Origin of the sequence: Bacillus sp. B25(2016b) (genome assembly GCF_001679765.1) — a bacterium.
Taxonomy (GTDB): domain Bacteria; phylum Bacillota; class Bacilli; order Bacillales; family Bacillaceae_G; genus Bacillus_A; species Bacillus_A thuringiensis_K.
This window is the reverse complement of record NZ_CP016285.1, coordinates 453,275-471,184: the sequence shown is the minus strand read 5'-3', so window position 1 is coordinate 471,184 and position 17,910 is coordinate 453,275. Positions and strand designations below refer to the sequence as shown.

Below are 17,910 nucleotides of genomic sequence, written 5' to 3'. Positions count from 1 at the left end.
TTCACTTCTTCTTTTGTTTCTTCAACTTCTTTTACCGGTTCCTTCACTTCTTCTTTTATTTCTTCAACTTCTTTTATCGGTTCTTTCACTTCTTCTTTTGTTTCTTCAACTTCTTTTACCGGTTCTTTCACTTCTTCTTTTGGTATTAATTTTTCTACTATATTCTGCATTACAATGCCACTATATAATATGCCAGTCTCATAATGATCTGCATCTAAATCAAATTCATATATTTTTTCTCCTAAAGTACGCCAAATGATTCCCTCATCAGTAAGCGTTCCACCTTCACTCTTTAGTATAATCTTTTCAATTGGCTCTCCCTCTAAATTATATACAGGAATTTTCACTTCTTTATTTATTTCTGCATCATCTAAAATGACCTTTTGCCTTCTAACATCAATTGTCCCCCACTGACCTAATTGTATTAATGGCCTTACATCACGAATCTCATTTTCAGCTAATTTTAAACTAAGTAAGTCTAACATTGAGCCAAGAACCGTTACATCTTTAATACGATTATCTGTAAGATTTAACCATTGCAAATTTTTCAATAAAGATAACGGTGTTGTATCTTCAATTTGATTATGAGATACATTTACATCGTTCAATTGTTTCAAGTTTGAGATAAACTCTATATTTTTTAGGCCTACTCCTTCTATAGTGAGTTTTTCTAAATTCGTCATGTACTCTAAACCTGTTATATCTTTTATCTCTTTTCCTTTTTCTTTAAGTATCTCTACTGTTTTAATCTGTAATAAATCTTCTTTTGTTATAGGAGCGTTTAAATTCTCTCTACCTAAATTCTCTTTATTAATATGTTGTTGTAAATTTTTATCGAGAATTACATTTTCCTTTTGTTCATTATTCTCTTTTATTGTTTCCTTGATTTCGTCTAATCTTTCAACAACATTTTGAATTACTGTTCCATTAAACTTAATACGATTGTCTTCTGGATTTATATCCAACATAAATTCATATGTTTTTTCACCGGTAGTCCCCCATTTAACAGAACCATTATTAACGAGCCCATCTTCACTCTTCAATTGAATAGTATCAAGTGGCTCTCCTTGTAAATTATAGATAGGTATTTTAACTTCCTTATCTTTTTCTACATTATCTAAAAAGATTTTTTGTCTTTGAATATCGATATATATTCTTTTTCCTAGCTCTTGAACAGGTCTAACATCACGAATTTCATTTGAACCTAGCTTTAAATCATATAAGTCTGTTAAGTGACTAAGTGGCGTTATATCTGAAATATAGTTTTCTTCTAAATTAAGTGATTGTACAGTAGATAATCTTGATAAAGGTTCGATGTTTTCTAATTCATTTTTAGCAAGATCTAACTCTACTAATTTTTTCATTGATGTAATATGTTCAATATTCGTAAGTCCATTGTTACTTAAAGATAAGTTTTTTACATTTTTCAATTGCTCAATTCCAGCAAGGTTATCATTACTAATTTGATTATTTGCCACAGTCAAAGTCCTTAAAGATTTCACTGTAAATAATGGTTTAATATCTTTTATATAATTACTATTTAAATCTAGCATTTTAATCTTCTTCATTTGGCTTAATGGGCTTAAATCTGAGATTTTATTGTTTCTCAAAGTTAAAAACTCAATATGCTCTAACTTAGCCAAAGGTCCAATATCTTCAAGTTCACCATAGGTTATACTTAATGATTTCAATTGTCTCAAGTTCGAGATAAATTTTATATTTTTTAACTTAACTTCTTCCAACGTTAAGTTTTCTAAGTTCGTCATATATTCTAGACCACTTACGTCTTGTATTCCTTTATTTTTAGCTTCAACGACTATTAAGGATTTAACTTTTAATAAATCTTCCTTAGTTATTGGATTATCTAGATTCTCTCTATTCAAGTTATATTTATTAATATGCCTTTGTAATTGCTTATCTACTATTACATTCGCATCTTGTTGATCCACTTTATCCTCTTTATTTTCCTTTTGTGCTTCTGGAACATCTTTATCTAAATTCAATGTATTTACTTCAAACTGTACTTGGTACTTATTGTCATAGGCCATCGTTGGAATATAAATATGCATTCGCATATTATACCTTTTTCCTAATTCCCCTACTTCAAACTGAATCACTTTCGTTCCATTTTTCTTTTTATCTTCTGATATTACTTTCACATCATGAAACACACCTGGAGTATGAATATCCTCTGTTTTCAAGTATTGAAAGAAATCACTATCACTTAACGTTGCTGTTACAATTTTCTTTCCATTCTCAATTGTTAATTTCGGATCCTTTATATAAACAGCTGCCATAGACTCTTCATTCGTTTTATCTTTATAAGCTTTAATAACAGCATCATATGTACCATCTTCTAAACCTTGTCCAGTTTTATTCGCCTCAATTGCTACTGCTGCTAAAGCAGGTGTCGAATATACAGCAAACGGAAGTGATAACGCCGCCGCTATAATCATTGCATTTATACGTTTTCTTTTATTTTGTTTCAACTTTACATCTCCTCCGAAATATATAATTCGAAATGTAATCATTTCTCGAATAAATGATAATGATTTTCATTATCATTGTCAACTAGAGAAATAAAAAGTTTACAAAAAAAAGAACCTCTTTAAAAGAGGTTATGCCATTTTCTCACCTGATTCTTCTCTAAAAAAGCTTTTCATCGCATGAAACACGTCTGCTTTCTGCTTTAAAATATAGTATCTAAAATTTTCATCTTTAATATTTTTATAGGCTGACATGAGTGTACTGTGGCGGTTATACTGGTTCACTTCCCCATACCCAAACATATTACACTTCTTCATTAGCTCTTCAACAAGCTTTACACATCTAGCATTATCTGATGTTAAATTATCACCGTCTGAAAAATGGAATGGATAAATATTATAGCGGTCTGGTGAATATTTATTATCGATTAGCTCGAGTGCTTTTTTGTATACAGAAGAACATATCGTTCCGCCACTTTCTCCTTTTGAGAAAAACTCTTCCTCTAGAACTACTTTTGCCTCCGTATGATGGGCAATAAATTCAATATCTACTGTTTCATACTTCGTTCTTAGAAATCGCGTCATCCAGAAAAAGAAGCTACGTGCCATATATTTCTCCCATATTCCCATCGATCCACTCGTATCCATCATCGCTAATACAACAGCTTTTGAATCTGGCTTTAATACTTCATTCCAAGTGCGGAACTTTAAGTCTTCTTGGTGAATCGGATGAAAAGATGCTTTACCACTCATTGCATTTCGTTTATATGCCGATATCATTGTTCGTTTCTTATCGATATTTCCCCATAATCCTGTTTTTCTAATGTCATTAAATTCAACATGTTCAATCCGGTTTTCATCCATTTCTTTTCTCTTTAAATTAGGCAGTTCTAACTCTCTGAAAAACGCTTGCTCTAATTCTAAAATAGAGACTTCAGCTTCATAGTAATCTTCCCCAGCTGCATCTCCTGCTCCTTGCCCTTTTCCTGGCCCTTTTTGTTTTTGACCACCTGATCCATCTCTCGCAACGACATCACCAACTTTGCTGTCACCGTTTCCTTGCCCAACATGTTTATTTTTATCATAATTGTATCTAATCTTATATTCATCTAGAGAACGAATTGGTATTTTTACAACATCCTTGCCATTAGACATAACTATACTTTCTTCTGTTACAAGATCGGGTAAATTATTTTTAATTGCCTCTTGTACTTTTTCTTGATGGCGCTGTTGGTCGTCATATCCTTTGCGATGGAGGGACCAGTTTTCCTGTGAAATCGTATAATTTGGTTGATTTTCTTCGCCCATTCCTTTCCCTCCTTACTGTAATTGTCTTCCTGTATGAACAGCAATCTATAAATTTTGTTCTGTAATGTGCAAGCTAGAATGTTTGAAAGGTAACTGCCCACAGAAAATCATCCCATAAACATTTATAACGTTTTTCATACAATACCCCGAGCATCCTAAACAAAATTTTGCCACTCACATAATAGAAAGAAATATTCAGCCACTGATAAGAAAGAAACACAATGCATTGTTGCACACATTTTTACTTTGCAACATATTGTATTGTGTTGGCTTTTTTCGTATGAATGGTTGGTTACTCTATCATATGCATATTGTAAAAATAATTGACAATAAATTCATAAAATTGCATCTTAATTTATTATATTTGGACAAGGTATGACACTTTATACACATATGAACGGATAATAAAACGCTGTCCCGCAAAATACCAGAGACAGCGTTTTGTTATCAAACTATCGGTTTAGCAAACTACCTACATAGCGTAATAATTCATTCGCAGATGAAGAATTATAGCCGTGCTCATCAATTAAGCGTGCAACAACATCATTTATTTTCTTAAGCTGATTTTCGTCTGGCGTTTTCGTTGATGTTGTAATTTTCACTATATCTTTTAAATCAGCAAATAGTTTTTTCTGAATCGCTTCGCGAAGACGTTCATGTGAATTATAGTCAAAACGTTTTCCTTTACGCGCATAAGCAGAAATGCGAATTAAAATTTCTTCACGGAATGCTTTCTTAGCATTTTCTGAAATTCCAATTTGCTCTTCAATTGAGCGCATTAGCTTTTCATCTGGACTCATTTCTTCACCTGTTAATGGATCACGTAATTTCGATTTATTGCAATATGCTTCAACGTTATCTAAGTAATTATCCATAAGTGTCTTCGCTGATTCTTCATATGAATACACGAATGCTTTTTGTACTTCTTTCTTCGCAATTTCATCATATTCTTTTCTCGCTAATGAGATGAAATTCATATAACGCTCTCGATCTTCATTACTAATTGACGGATGCTGATCCAACCCGTCTTTGAGCGATCTAAGTACATCTAACGCGTTAATAGATGGTACCTCTTTTCGAATGATTGTAGACGAAATTCGGTTAATGACATAACGAGGGTCAATACCTTTCATACCTTCATCTTGATATTCACGTTGTAATTCTTCTACATCAATCGCATTATAACCTTCTACCGTTTCTCCATCATACAAACGCATCTTTTTAATTAAATCAATATCCGGACGCTTCGGATCTTTTAAACGAGTTAAAATAGTGAACATTGCTGCAACGCGAAGTGTGTGTGGTGCAATGTGAACATTCGATACATCACTTTCACGAATCATTTTTTCATAAATATGTTCTTCTTCACTTACCCGTAAATTATAAGGAACTGGCATTACAATAATTCTTGAGTGCAATGCTTCATTTTTCTTATTTGCTATAAATGAGCGATACTCTGTTTCATTCGTATGCGCTACAATTAATTCATCTGCTGAAATAAGCGCAAATCTTCCCGCTTTGAAATTCCCTTCTTGCGTAAGTGATAATAAGTGCCATAAAAACTTCTCATCGCATTTTAACATCTCTTGGAACTCCATCATTCCTCGGTTTGCCTTATTTAATTCTCCATCAAATCGATACGCACGCGGGTCTGATTCTGAACCATATTCTGCAATCGTAGAAAAGTCCAGACTACCTGTTAAATCTGCAATATCTTGTGATTTTGGATCAGACGGGCTAAATGTACCAATCCCTGTACGGCGATCTTCAGAGAAGAAAATACGCTCTACAACTACATCCTCAATTCTTGATCCGTATTCTTGCTCTAAACGCATGACATTTAGTGGTGATAAATTCCCTTCAATTCTAACCCCATACTCATCAAAGAAATCATCTCGTAAATGATGTGGAATTAAATGCAGTGGATCCTCGTGCATTGGGCATCCTTTAATTGCAAAAATTGCTCCGCGATCTGTTCTTGAATATGTTTCTAATCCTCGTTTCAACATTGTAACTAACGTTGATTTCCCTCCACTAACAGGACCCATTAATAATAAAATTCTTTTTCTAACATCTAATCGTTTTGCAGATGGATGAAAATATTCCTCTACAAGACGTTCTAGAGCATCCTCTAATCCAAAGAGCTGATTACTAAAGAAGTTATACTTTCTTCTACCATCAACTTCTTCAATTCCAGCATCTTTTATCATATTGTAAATGCGAGAGTGTGCTGTTTGAGCCACCCATGGTCTTTCTTTCACAAGCTCCAAATACTCCGCAAACGTACCTTCCCATTGTAAACGTTCTTCTGCTTCTCGGTGCTGTTCAATCTTTTTTAGAATATCCATTATAGCTCCTCCCCCATCTCCTTGTTCAATCGGATTATTATAAAAGGTATGCTAGGATGTCCTTAAACATTCTTTAAATCAAAACGAAATATATAATAGCACGCTAAAATTCTCTCCAAAATTCAAAGAAAATTCTGTATAATATAGGTATTAACGTTTTTACACTGCTATTCATTATAAATAAATTCTTTTCTTCTAAGAACCTTACATACATTTTGGATAATAAATAAAACTCATGAACCGAAAAAAGTCAGGAGGATATTAGTATGAAATTATTATTAATTTTAGGTGTATCACTCACATTTCTTACAGCTATTTTTACATCCGGTTACAACGACAAACCAGGTACACATAAAAAATGATGTGCTTTTAGCACATCATTTTTTTATTTATAATACATATTTTCCATATCATATTTGGATATTGGTCGGCTATAATAATAACCTTGTACAAGCTTCACATTCTTTTCTTTCAAAAACTGTATTTGCTCCTTTTTTTCTACTCCCTCTGCAATTACATTCAATTCTAAAGTATGAGCTAAATGAATAATTGCAGCTGTAATATTCGTATCACGTTCATCTATATGTATACCCTCCATAAAAGAACGATCAATTTTTAAAGTATCAATTGGATATGTTTTTAAATAACTTAAAGATGAGTAGCCTGTTCCAAAATCATCTAAATGAATCTTTAAATTTTGTTCTTTTAATTGTATTAACACTCTCTTCGATATATCTTTATGTATAAGAGCTCCTTCTGTAACCTCTATCGCTAATAAATGAGCTGGTACATTGTACTTATGTAAAGCCCGTGTAATCATCTCTATTAATGTAATAGAACGAAAGTGTCTAGCTGAAATATTAACCGCAATTGGGACCACTTCATATCCTTTATTTAACCATTCGCGCAGTTGCTGACACACTTGATTTACTACCCATTCATCGAGCTTAATAATAAAGCCTGTTCTTTCTGCCAACGGAATAAATTGGTTTGGAGAAACAAGTCCTAATTCCTTATTCTCCCACCTTATTAAAGCTTCCATACTAGCTATTTTTTTCGTTTCAATATTAATTTGTGGCTGATAATATAAGAAAAATTCATTTTTTTCTATAGCACGATGTAACTGGTTTTCTATTATAAACCTTTGTTCACGCTCACAGTCTAATCCACTACAATAAAAATGATAATGTCCTTTTCCTTTTTCTTTTGCTTTTTCTAAAGCAGCATCGACTCTCTGAAATAGTATTTTTTCATCTTCTCCATCTGCTGGAACCATTACAATTCCAATTGACGCACTTAAATATACATCTTCTTCTTCGATTACAAAAGATTCACTAATATTTTTCAGTATGCTTTTTGCAATTTCCTCTACATATTCTTTCGTTATATTTTCTATCAACATAACAAATTGATCATCGTGTTCTCTAAATAAGTGCATATCTTCTATTTTTAGATTGCTTAAACATTCTGTAACTTTTTGTAATACTTTATCTCCCTCTTTATGACCAAATGTATCATTAATACGATGAAACTCATCTAAATCTATAAATACAAGTGCAAAATTTACACTCTCATTTAAAAAAGTATTTAACTTATTTGTACATGAAATTCTATTCATTAATCCCGTTAACTGGTCATAGTAAGCTAAATATTCTGTTCGCATTTCGTTTAATACTTGCCTTGTAACATCTCTCGTAACAATATAAATCCCAACAATTTCACCGTTCACAATAATCGGGATAGTTCTCAAAGAAATATATAGCTCGTACCCTTCTTTATGAACATATTTCTTTGAAACAATTTGTTTTGCTTTTCCTTGCATCGATCCCTTAAATATAATTTGAAAATCTTTTTCATATTCTTTATTAATGAATTCAAAAATAAATTTATTATTTAATTCCTCATACCGGTATCCAAATATTTCATACGTTGCCGGATTTGCATATGTAACTCTCCCTATAGAATCTATAGATATAATTGAGTCATTATTATATTCCAGTAACGACTTAAATAACATTTGTTTTTCCTCTATCTCTGTCTTCTCCTCAATTTGAGCTGTAATATCTCTTGTAATACAACTAATAAATTGACATATTCCTTCTTCGTCGCAGACAGGATTAAGTGAAGATTCATAATGTATCTCACCTTTTGGTAAATTGACTACATCACAAAAGGTGTGTGCTTTCGCTTCTCTCACTACTTTTGCATATTGCCTTTGCAATATCCCCGCTATATCTTTTGGTAATACTTCTGCAAAAGTTTTTCCATAGCACTCTTCGCTTAACCTAGCATAATCCATTCCTATTTTATTCACATACATATATTGAAACGTTTCATTATCAATAACTTTCAATATGAATACTAAATCTTGAATAGCATGTAATAATCCTTGTCTAATTAAATCCATATCTATCATACTTAAAAAGGTATTTTGATTACTATATTCTTCCTTCATATTTATCTCAACCCGTCTTATCTATTTTTAATCATATATCCCATTCTATATGATTATGTCTCCTCTTTTAAATGTATGATTATATATTATTTTTATTTTATAAAAAAAAGTCGCCATATGGCGACTTTTAATAAACGATTTCTAAATCTAATCCAGGGTAATTTTGTTGACGGAACGCTTCATAAATTAAAATTGCTGCTGTATTAGATAAATTTAATGAACGTACTTTATCTGTCATTGGAATACGTAAACAATGATCAAAGTTTTCTTCGATTACATTAGCTGGTAAGCCGTTTGTTTCTCTTCCAAATACAAAATAGTAATCCTTCTCGCGCTTGCTATAGTCAAACGCTGTATGAGCTTTCTCGCCATACTTTGTTAAATAGAAGAATTCACCGTCTTTATTTTTTTCATAAAATTCTTCAATTGAATCATAGTACGTAATTTTTACGTGCTGCCAATAATCTAATCCTGCACGCTTTAACATTTTATCATCCGTTGAAAATCCAAGCGGTCTAATCAAATGTAATTCTGTTCCAGTTGCTGCACAAGTACGAGCAATATTCCCTGTATTTGCTGGAATTTCTGGCTGATATAAAACAACATGTACTCCCACGCGATATTCACCTCTGTTTTTTGTCTACTACGTATTATACCACTTGAGCGAAAAATCTCTACCCATTAATAATATGAAAGAATTTATATTTCATTTGTGGTGTATATTTACTAGAGTCTTCATAGTTCCAATAACGTCGACGGCTATTCGCTGAATGTGCATTTACAAGCGGCATACCATCTGCATCTTTTGCTACTACAATCGTCGTATGATTCCATCTTCCGTCATCCTCGAAATCATAAGCAATGACATCTCCAAGAATAAGTTCTTCTGGCCTCTCTACCGCCTCTGCTCGAAGTCCTGTTGTAGCACCTGACAAATACCAATAAAAAGAATGTGCAACAGCCCAGCTCCAGCTCCACTGATTCTCCCTTTGCCACCATCCTTTACGAATATTAGGATATCCGCTCATAGGTACTTCTCCAGTATGAAGACATTGAGAAATGAAATTCGTACAATTATCAGGGAAATTACGATACATAGGATTTCGGTCATCCCACCAACGCTCTGCATATTTCACTGCCTCTAAACGATTATACTGATAAGAACCGTACTTCTCTTTCGTAATTTCCCTTTCTAATGTCTCACCCATTCTAATTTCTTCTGACACTTCAATAGCATAATCGCCTATAATCCGACTATTATTTAAACAAACTCTTCGTTTTAATTGTTCCTCTTCAATATAAAATAATTCTTTATGCTTAATTAAATATTTAAAATGTATTTGATAATCAATTTCTTGATGGTCATTACTATTTAATTGTCTAATGAAAGAAACATCCGCAGTTGCTTTCACTATATGTGCACTACGTCTTTGAAACAATTGTTTCTTTCTCAGTGCCATTTGTAGTAAATCCTCAGCAATACCATCCAAATTCGTTCTTTTCTCCGTTATATATGCTAAAAATTGTTGTAATTGGTTTTCAATCTTCGTTTTTACAACCATTCTGTCTCCCTCCCATATTACAATATGAAAAAGGGAAATATTATCTACTCTTTTTTCTGTGCTAACAATTCAAGCCCGCGATTCATTTCATGAAGCACTTCTTCATCTTTCTCACGTTCCATCGCTTTCTCAATCGCTTCGCCTACTCCATCTCCGCCAATTTTCCCAAGTGCCCATGCTGCCGTTCCGCGTAGTACTGGTCTTGGGTCATCTTTCATAACACCAATTAAATCAGGAATTGCCGATGTTTCTTTAAAATGTGCTAATGCTAAAATCGCATTTCTTTGCAGTGGCTTTTTCCCTCTCCATGACCCTGACATAATCCCATATTTCTCTTTAAAATCACGATTACTAATTGTTAAAAGTGGCGTTAATAATGGTTTAACTAGCTCAGGATCCGGCTCCATCTCAGGATGATTATGAAAATCCATTCCTTTGTTTTTCGGGCAAACAGTCTGACACGTATCACATCCATATATACGATTTCCTATTTTATCGCGATATTCTTCAGGTAGGAATCCTTTCGTCTGTGTTAAAAACGCAATGCACTTCTTCGAATCTAACTGTCCCCCCTGTATTAAAGCACCGGTAGGACAAATATCGATACATTTCGTACAGCCCCCGCATTGATCTTCTATCGGCTTATCTGGCGGGAATGGAACATTTGTAATCATTTCCCCTAAGTATACGTACGAACCAAATTCAGGTGTAATAATAGAGCAGTTTTTACCGCTCCATCCAATGCCTGCACGCTCTGATACAGCTCGATCACTTAATTCACCTGTATCAACCATGGACTTCACTTCTATATCCGGAAGTTTTTCAATTAAATATGCTTCTAATTTTTGCAAACGATCTCGTAAAACAAGATGATAATCTTGTCCCCAAGAAGCACGACAAAAAATCCCACGGCGTTCTCCACGCTTACTTAATGGTGCATTTTTTAATTTTGAAGGATATGCTAAAGCAATCGCAATAATTGATTTAGCACCCGGTAATAACAGTTGCGGATTCGTTCTCTTCTCTATATCAGGCTCTTCAAATCCAGATTGATAATTTAATTGTTGTTGCTGGATTAAGCGCTGCTTTAATTCCTCAAAAGGAGAAGCACTCGCAAAGCCTATTTTATCTATGCCAATTGTTTTACTATACGCAATTACATCTTGCTTTAATTGTTCAAAATCCACTCTTAATCGCCTCCTCAGATGAATCCATCCCTTATGTAACGACTCTATTGGTTAGTAATTCACTTTTGGAATACTATTATTTACTTCTATTTTCGCATGTAATTAGGTTTTTCAAACATTAAAAAACGCAATGCCTCGTTTATCTCGGAAACGAAACACTGCGTTGATCACAATTTATAGAAAAACATTTAATAAAATTTGGAGCGGGTGAAGAGAATCGAACTCTCGACCAGAGCTTGGAAGGCTCTTGTTTTACCACTAAACTACACCCGCAAATATGAATTACATATAAGATATTAGAATAACTTATGTAAAGTAGTATAGCATGTAAAAAAAGTAAAGGCAAGAATTTTATCGAAAAAAGTCGAAAAAGTGATGAGAGACCTCATCACTTTTTCAATTCTTTATCAATTGCCTTCTTCATACTATCGAAATCAGGGTTTGCAAGATTTCCGTTTACATATACAGAAGGAGCACCTTGAACTTTTAATTTTTGAGCACGATCTGAATCTTTACGTACTTTTTCTTTAATGTCTTTACTGTGTAAATCTTTCTTAAATTGCTCTACATCAACTTTTGGAAGTTTTTCTTTCACAATGCTAAGAAGCAAATCTTCTGTAATCCATTCTTCCGTATCTTTCTTTTGATTTTGATAAATCTCATCATAGAAAATCCAGAATGAATCTTTATCTTGTTTATAAATTGCTTCACCAGCTGCTGCACCTAAATCCGAGTCTTTTCCGATAAATGGGAAGTTAATAAAATATAACTGCACTTTGCCTTTATCAATATACTCTTCTTTTAATCGAGGTAATACTGTTACATCCCAAGTACGACAAGCAGGACATTTAAAGTCTCCAAATTCAACTACCTTAACTGGAGCATCATCTTTCCCTAAAGATTGTTGCGTAGAATAAGCAAACATCTCATTCCCTTTATCTTTTTTGTCATTTATGATGCTATACGCAATTGTTCCAATTACAATCAATACTGCGATAGAAAAAACTATACCAAGAGCCATGAGTTTATTTGATTTCATATACATTCCTCTTTAAATTCATATTCTGTATACAGCATTGTACACAATACACATAATATCAACACTTATATACGTCACGCAATGAACACGCTCACATAAATTACAAAAACACAATAATTGTGACGATATTGTGTCACAATTTGTCACAATTTATTCAAAAAAAGAAGCTCCTCTGTAGGAACTTCTCTTAACTTACTGCTTTTTTACGCGCGCTATTTAACATCGACTGCTCTATTTTTATATCATGACGAATTACTAATTTCTCACTAACTGCTTGAACATACTCATCATGGCTTATATAGCCTTCTTTCTCCATTAGTCTCAAAACGACATTTCGTCTCTCTACTGCTTTATCATAGTTTTGGGCAGGTGAGTAATAAGCAGGTGCTTTTACTACAGCAGCCATCATTGCACTTTCAGCCAACGTTAATTGGTTCACCTTTTTACCGAAGTAAAGGTTTGCTGCTTTTTCAATTCCCCACGCTCCTTCTCCATAATAAATATTACTTACATATAATTTTAAAATTTCATCCTTCGTAAATGTGCGTTCAATTTTTTTCGTATAAAAAATCTCTTTCCACTTACGAGAAAATGTACGTTCATTTGTTAAAAAGGCATTTTTAGATAGCTGTTGTGTAATCGTGCTTCCTCCTTGCACGACACCACCAGCCTTTATATTCTCAACTGAGGCCCTAATAATTGCTATATAATCTAAACCGTTATGATGATAAAATCTTTTATCTTCTGTCGCAATAAATGCATGTGTTAATGATTCTGGCACCTCTAACTTAGCCGGTACATGTAATTTACTAATATCACTTTTCTCAATCATTACATTTCCAATGAATAATAACGTACAACTTAACAATAATAATAATATAATGGCTTTATAAAAAAGTTTAGTCATTGGATTTAATGCAACTTTTTGATGATAGTTCACCCTAGATAATACTCGTTCTTTCATCTTGAACACCTCTTTTCCACACAGCATATAACTCTTACTTTAAGAATACATTGTTGTAAAAAAATATCCCATCGATTTCTCTTACACGTACCTTACATCATTGTAAGGTATAAAGTGAAACTTTAATGAGCCCTCATCAATCAGGCTTACTGCCCAGCAAATAGTGGGATAAAAAAGTATTGTATCACAGTATTTTTTTATCTACTATTCATCTGAAATATTGAATATAGGTTATGTTAAAGCACGAATAACCAATAAAAGAGAAACCCTTAAGACTATTATATTTTCACTTTACACTTTAATTATATCATCTACAAATATATATACTTTTGACTATCTAGTAATCTAAATGTATATAACATATAGATTTATTATACAGAACAAACGTTCTAACAATCAATACTAGTGCTATTATTATTTTGACCTTTTTCTTAAACAGTATACAAAAAAGAGTAGTGATTCGAATGTATCTCAAATCGGCTACTCTTTTCTTTACAATCTTCCTATTAAATTATACGGCTGTACTTCCCACGTTTCATACGGAATAAAATGTGTTGCTCTCATTGCATCAAGCGTTCTGGATTTCATATGAAGACGCGTTATATACTCATCTATGTTCTCTTCATTTAAATCAACAAATTTAGCCTCTTGTATCTCTTCAGGTTGAGTTTTTATTTCACCACTTATATATGCTACTTTAAAAACAACAGCTAGAATATGCATAGAGGTATTATAATAAACCCCTGTAATTCCGATAGGCTTCACCGTTAACCCTGTTTCCTCTTTTATTTCCCTACAGACAGCTTGATCGAGCGCTTCGCCTTCTTCTACCTGTCCTCCTGGCAACTCCCACGTATCAGCTCGCCAGTGCACTTTTGTTAATAACACTTCATTTTTTTCATTTGTTAAATAACCTGCTACAGCAACTATATGCTTTGGTGTCTTATGTTCCATATTAAGCCTCCTAGAGATAATGAATATTATATATATCCCTATAATCATATTCACTACCTACAACAAAATACCTTTAATACTTCATCACCTTAATTAACTTCATAAAAAAGACCCTATCCGCTAAGCGAAAAGGGTCATCTATCGTATTACTCTCCTAAGTCTACGTTGTGATAAACTTGTTGAACATCTTCCAAATCTTCTAATGCATCAACCATTTTCTCAAATTGTGCTTGAGCATCTTCAGGAAGTGTTACATCACTTTGTGCAAGCATTGTTAATTCTGCAACTGTAAACTCCTCAACGCCAGCACCTTTAAGTGCAGATTGTACTGCATGGAATTGATCTGGTTCAGCATACACGATAACAGAATCTTCTTCTTCTAGAATGTCACGTGCATCTACATCTGCTTCCATTAAAATTTCAAGAACTTCATCTGATGTTTTACCTTCAAGGCCGATAACAGCTGTCGCATCAAACATGTAAGCTACAGAACCGTTCACACCCATATTACCACTATTTTTGCTAAATGCAGCTCGTACATCTGCTGCAGTACGGTTTACGTTATTTGTAAGTGTATCTACAATAACCATAGCTCCATTTGGTCCGAATCCTTCATAACGAAGCTCGTCATAATTTTCTTCTGAACCGCCTTTTGCTTTTTCAACTGCACGATCAATAATTGTTCTTGGAACATTGTATGTTTTCGCACGCTCTAATACAACTCTTAGCGCTTGGTTTGATTCTGGATCTGGCTCGCCTTGTTTTGCTGCCACATAAATTTCACGCCCAAATTTCGCGTATATACGGCTTGTATTTGCATCTTTTGATGCTTTTTTGTCTTTAATATTGTTCCATTTACGGCCCATACTTTCCACTCTCTTTCCCGTTTTAAATCTACATAAAAATATTAATATGAAATATAATGTGTGTTCAACACATTTTTAAAAGAAATATAAAAAGTTCATTTTTGATTCATATTACAGACATAATATAAATCACTATCATTTTGTTCTTTCGACAAGTTATATTATACATGAATTCCTACGTTTATTACGAATTTTAGAAGCACATAGTATAATTTAACAAAAAGACTCTAACATTTCTGTTAGAGTCTTTTTATATTGCCGATACCGATTTCTATAATATTTCCATAATTACTTTCTATTGTTATATAATAAAAATAGGAAATAATTTGAAGAAAAGATGGAGGGAGAATTATGACACATTCAAAAGACAAAAAATCACATGCTTTTAAAGGAATAGGAGATAAGTTAAACCCAACTATCTATCAAGTAAGATTCATGAAATTAGATGAAACAATCCAATTTGAGGCGTTTCCTGAATTGAAGGAATTAGGGGACTGGTTAAGTACTTCAACACATATGTGGGCGTGCCACTCAACTATGTATAAGTAAAACAGAGAAGAGTTTGAAAAGAAGTTTTTAGAAATTACAAACTTAACCGTTGATAATGTACTAATATCTACTGGTGGTGTCGGATTTAACTTCATGTCACCGGGGTGGAGAAATTCTCTCTAGAGTGCTCGAAAGGAATATTGTATATGCAATATTTTTTCTGCTTATTTTGTCATGTAATGAAAAGAAAACAAAAAAGCTCTATACTAATTGTATAGAGCTTTTTTACGCCGTTCATGATACCGATGGTCGGGGTCGAACCGACACTCCCGAAGGAACACGATTTTGAGTCGTGCGCGTCTGCCAATTCCGCCACATCGGCACAAAAGAAAAGGCGGCAACCGGATTTGAACCGGTGATAAAGGTTTTGCAGACCTCTGCCTTACCACTTGGCTATGCCGCCATATAAAATTTTATTGGAGCGGAAGACGGGATTCGAACCCGCGACCCCAACCTTGGCAAGGTTGTATTCTACCACTGAACTACTTCCGCAAAAATGGCTGGGCTAGCTGGATTCGAACCAGCGCATGACGGAGTCAAAGTCCGTTGCCTTACCGCTTGGCTATAGCCCATCGAATTCTTACTTAATTATATGTAAGTATCCATTAGATTATTTGTAATTTTTAAAATAAAAATGGGGCGACTGATGGGAATCGAACCCACGAATGCCGGAGCCACAATCCGGTGCGTTAACCACTTCGCCACAACCGCCATGTTGTGTAAATATATATTTGGCAGGGGCAGTAGGAATCGAACCCACACTGGAGGTTTTGGAGACCTCAGTTCTACCTTTAAACTATGCCCCTATGTAAATGGTGGAGGGGGGCAGATTCGAACTGCCGAACCCGAAGGAGCGGATTTACAGTCCGCCGCGTTTAGCCACTTCGCTACCCCTCCGAAACTTACATGGTGCCGGCTAGAGGACTTGAACCCCCAACCTACTGATTACAAGTCAGTTGCTCTACCAATTGAGCTAAGCCGGCATATTTTATTAAAATAAATGGTGGCTCGGGACGGAATCGAACCGCCGACACGAGGATTTTCAGTCCTCTGCTCTACCGACTGAGCTACCGAGCCTTATTAAAATGGCGGTCCCGACCGGGGTCGAACCGGCGATCTCCTGCGTGACAGGCAGGCATGTTAACCACTACACCACGGGACCATTTGGTTGCGGGGACAGGATTTGAACCTGCGACCTTCGGGTTATGAGCCCGACGAGCTACCGTGCTGCTCCACCCCGCGATAATACTATTCATATAAAAATTATATGGTGGAGGATGACGGGATCGAACCGCCGACCCCCTGCTTGTAAGGCAGGTGCTCTCCCAGCTGAGCTAATCCTCCAAAGTGGTGACCCGTACGGGATTCGAACCCGTGTTACCGCCGTGAAAGGGCGGTGTCTTAACCACTTGACCAACGGGCCAAATATTATAAATCCTATGGCGGAGAGCAAGGGATTCGAACCCTTGATACGCTTGTGACGTATACACGATTTCCAATCGTGCTCCTTCGGCCAACTCGGACAGCTCTCCAATGGCTCCGCAGGTAGGAATCGAACCTACGACCGATCGGTTAACAGCCGATAGCTCTACCGCTGAGCTACTGCGGAATAATATTGCCTGGCAACGTCCTACTCTCACAGGGACAAGGTCCCAACTACCATCGGCGCTAGAGAGCTTAACTTCCGTGTTCGGTATGGGAACGGGTGTGACCTCTCTGCCATCATTACCAGACATTATTCTTTTGAGACAATCATTATTATAACTTATTTACTTTAAAAGTCAATAAGTTTTTTATGTTCTCTCAAAACTAGATAACATTGCTACATATTATATGGTTAAGTCCTCGATCTATTAGTATTCGTCAGCTCCACATGTCACCATGCTTCCACCTCGAACCTATCAACCTGATCATCTTTCAGGGATCTTACTAGCTTACGCTATGGGAAATCTCATCTTGAGGGGGGCTTCATGCTTAGATGCTTTCAGCACTTATCCCTTCCGCACATAGCTACCCAGCTATGCCCTTGGCAGAACAACTGGTACACCAGCGGTGCGTCCATCCCGGTCCTCTCGTACTAAGGACAGCTCCTCTCAAATTTCCTACGCCCACGACGGATAGGGACCGAACTGTCTCACGACGTTCTGAACCCAGCTCGCGTACCGCTTTAATGGGCGAACAGCCCAACCCTT

11 protein-coding genes, 16 tRNA genes, 1 rRNA gene, 1 pseudogene and 1 other annotated feature are annotated in these 17,910 nt (G+C 35.0%); of the genes and pseudogenes, 1 reads left to right on the top strand and 28 read right to left on the bottom strand.

The window, feature by feature from the left end; translation table 11 throughout:
• From BAQ53_RS02545 to BAQ53_RS02490, 12 genes are all read right to left on the bottom strand, one after another.
• Positions 1-2,489 (bottom strand): NEAT domain-containing protein (locus tag BAQ53_RS02545; protein WP_244161466.1); only part of this gene is annotated, 2,489 nt, incomplete at its 3' end.
• A 129-nt stretch (positions 2,490-2,618) separates the two neighbouring features.
• On the bottom strand, positions 2,619-3,794 hold the full coding sequence (gene yhbH, locus BAQ53_RS02540) for a sporulation protein YhbH (RefSeq protein WP_208906462.1): 1,176 nt from the start codon (positions 3,792-3,794) through the stop codon (positions 2,619-2,621).
• A 452-nt stretch (positions 3,795-4,246) separates the two neighbouring features.
• On the bottom strand, positions 4,247-6,142 hold the full coding sequence (locus tag BAQ53_RS02535; protein ID WP_000353281.1) for a PrkA family serine protein kinase: 1,896 nt from the start codon (positions 6,140-6,142) through the stop codon (positions 4,247-4,249).
• Between the two features lie 385 nt (positions 6,143-6,527).
• Positions 6,528-8,597 (bottom strand): sensor domain-containing protein, encoded by a 2,070-nt coding sequence (locus tag BAQ53_RS02530; RefSeq protein WP_208906461.1) that lies wholly within the window; start codon positions 8,595-8,597, stop codon positions 6,528-6,530.
• A gap of 127 nt (positions 8,598-8,724) precedes the next feature.
• Complete coding sequence (gene trmL / locus BAQ53_RS02525) at positions 8,725-9,213, bottom strand: tRNA (uridine(34)/cytosine(34)/5-carboxymethylaminomethyluridine(34)-2'-O)-methyltransferase TrmL (RefSeq protein ID WP_000538147.1); 489 nt, start codon at positions 9,211-9,213, stop codon at positions 8,725-8,727.
• Between the two features lie 58 nt (positions 9,214-9,271).
• Positions 9,272-10,159, bottom strand: coding sequence for an amidase domain-containing protein (locus tag BAQ53_RS02520; RefSeq protein ID WP_208906460.1), 888 nt, complete (start codon positions 10,157-10,159; stop codon positions 9,272-9,274).
• Between the two features lie 44 nt (positions 10,160-10,203).
• Positions 10,204-11,346, bottom strand: coding sequence for a tRNA epoxyqueuosine(34) reductase QueG (gene queG / locus BAQ53_RS02515; RefSeq protein WP_000345216.1), 1,143 nt, complete (start codon positions 11,344-11,346; stop codon positions 10,204-10,206).
• Between the two features lie 199 nt (positions 11,347-11,545).
• A tRNA-Gly gene (locus tag BAQ53_RS02510) sits at positions 11,546-11,619 on the bottom strand.
• Between the two features lie 115 nt (positions 11,620-11,734).
• Positions 11,735-12,385, bottom strand: a complete 651-nt coding sequence (locus tag BAQ53_RS02505; RefSeq protein WP_000841306.1) for a DsbA family protein — start codon at positions 12,383-12,385, stop codon at positions 11,735-11,737.
• Between the two features lie 187 nt (positions 12,386-12,572).
• The gene (locus BAQ53_RS02500) at positions 12,573-13,349 is read right to left on the bottom strand and encodes a transglycosylase domain-containing protein (protein ID WP_000664715.1); all 777 of its coding nucleotides are present in this window, start codon (positions 13,347-13,349) and stop codon (positions 12,573-12,575) included.
• A 492-nt stretch (positions 13,350-13,841) separates the two neighbouring features.
• The gene (locus BAQ53_RS02495; RefSeq protein WP_208906459.1) at positions 13,842-14,303 is read right to left on the bottom strand and encodes an NUDIX hydrolase; all 462 of its coding nucleotides are present in this window, start codon (positions 14,301-14,303) and stop codon (positions 13,842-13,844) included.
• A gap of 146 nt (positions 14,304-14,449) precedes the next feature.
• A complete protein-coding gene (locus BAQ53_RS02490) occupies positions 14,450-15,169 on the bottom strand; it encodes a YebC/PmpR family DNA-binding transcriptional regulator (RefSeq protein WP_000532952.1) in 720 nt (239 codons plus the stop codon).
• Between the two features lie 351 nt (positions 15,170-15,520).
• Between BAQ53_RS02490 and BAQ53_RS02485 the strand changes: the two are divergent.
• Positions 15,521-15,841: pseudogene (locus BAQ53_RS02485) on the top strand (DUF3884 family protein).
• Between the two features lie 117 nt (positions 15,842-15,958).
• Here the strand turns inward: BAQ53_RS02485 and BAQ53_RS02480 are convergent.
• From BAQ53_RS02480 to rrf, 16 genes are all read right to left on the bottom strand, one after another.
• Positions 15,959-16,040: transfer RNA gene (locus BAQ53_RS02480), tRNA-Leu, on the bottom strand.
• Between the two features lie 10 nt (positions 16,041-16,050).
• Positions 16,051-16,121, bottom strand: a tRNA-Cys gene (locus BAQ53_RS02475).
• 14 nt (positions 16,122-16,135) lie between these two features.
• Positions 16,136-16,210: transfer RNA gene (locus tag BAQ53_RS02470), tRNA-Gly, on the bottom strand.
• Between the two features lie 5 nt (positions 16,211-16,215).
• Positions 16,216-16,290 (bottom strand) — tRNA-Gln (locus tag BAQ53_RS02465).
• A gap of 63 nt (positions 16,291-16,353) precedes the next feature.
• Positions 16,354-16,429: transfer RNA gene (locus BAQ53_RS02460), tRNA-His, on the bottom strand.
• Between the two features lie 21 nt (positions 16,430-16,450).
• Positions 16,451-16,524, bottom strand: a tRNA-Trp gene (locus BAQ53_RS02455).
• 7 nt (positions 16,525-16,531) lie between these two features.
• A tRNA-Tyr gene (locus BAQ53_RS02450) sits at positions 16,532-16,615 on the bottom strand.
• A 10-nt stretch (positions 16,616-16,625) separates the two neighbouring features.
• Positions 16,626-16,701: transfer RNA gene (locus BAQ53_RS02445), tRNA-Thr, on the bottom strand.
• An 18-nt stretch (positions 16,702-16,719) separates the two neighbouring features.
• A tRNA-Phe gene (locus BAQ53_RS02440) sits at positions 16,720-16,795 on the bottom strand.
• Between the two features lie 9 nt (positions 16,796-16,804).
• Positions 16,805-16,880: transfer RNA gene (locus BAQ53_RS02435), tRNA-Asp, on the bottom strand.
• Positions 16,881-16,883: 3 nt separating this feature from the next.
• A tRNA-Met gene (locus BAQ53_RS02430) sits at positions 16,884-16,960 on the bottom strand.
• Between the two features lie 26 nt (positions 16,961-16,986).
• Positions 16,987-17,062: transfer RNA gene (locus BAQ53_RS02425), tRNA-Val, on the bottom strand.
• A gap of 4 nt (positions 17,063-17,066) precedes the next feature.
• Positions 17,067-17,141 (bottom strand) — tRNA-Glu (locus tag BAQ53_RS02420).
• Between the two features lie 17 nt (positions 17,142-17,158).
• Positions 17,159-17,250, bottom strand: a tRNA-Ser gene (locus BAQ53_RS02415).
• A 2-nt stretch (positions 17,251-17,252) separates the two neighbouring features.
• Positions 17,253-17,327: transfer RNA gene (locus tag BAQ53_RS02410), tRNA-Asn, on the bottom strand.
• 8 nt (positions 17,328-17,335) lie between these two features.
• Positions 17,336-17,451, bottom strand: a 5S ribosomal RNA gene (gene rrf, locus BAQ53_RS02405).
• A 112-nt stretch (positions 17,452-17,563) separates the two neighbouring features.
• Positions 17,564-17,825, bottom strand: a sequence feature (23S ribosomal RNA rRNA prediction is too short).
• Positions 17,826-17,910 lie beyond the last annotated feature (85 nt).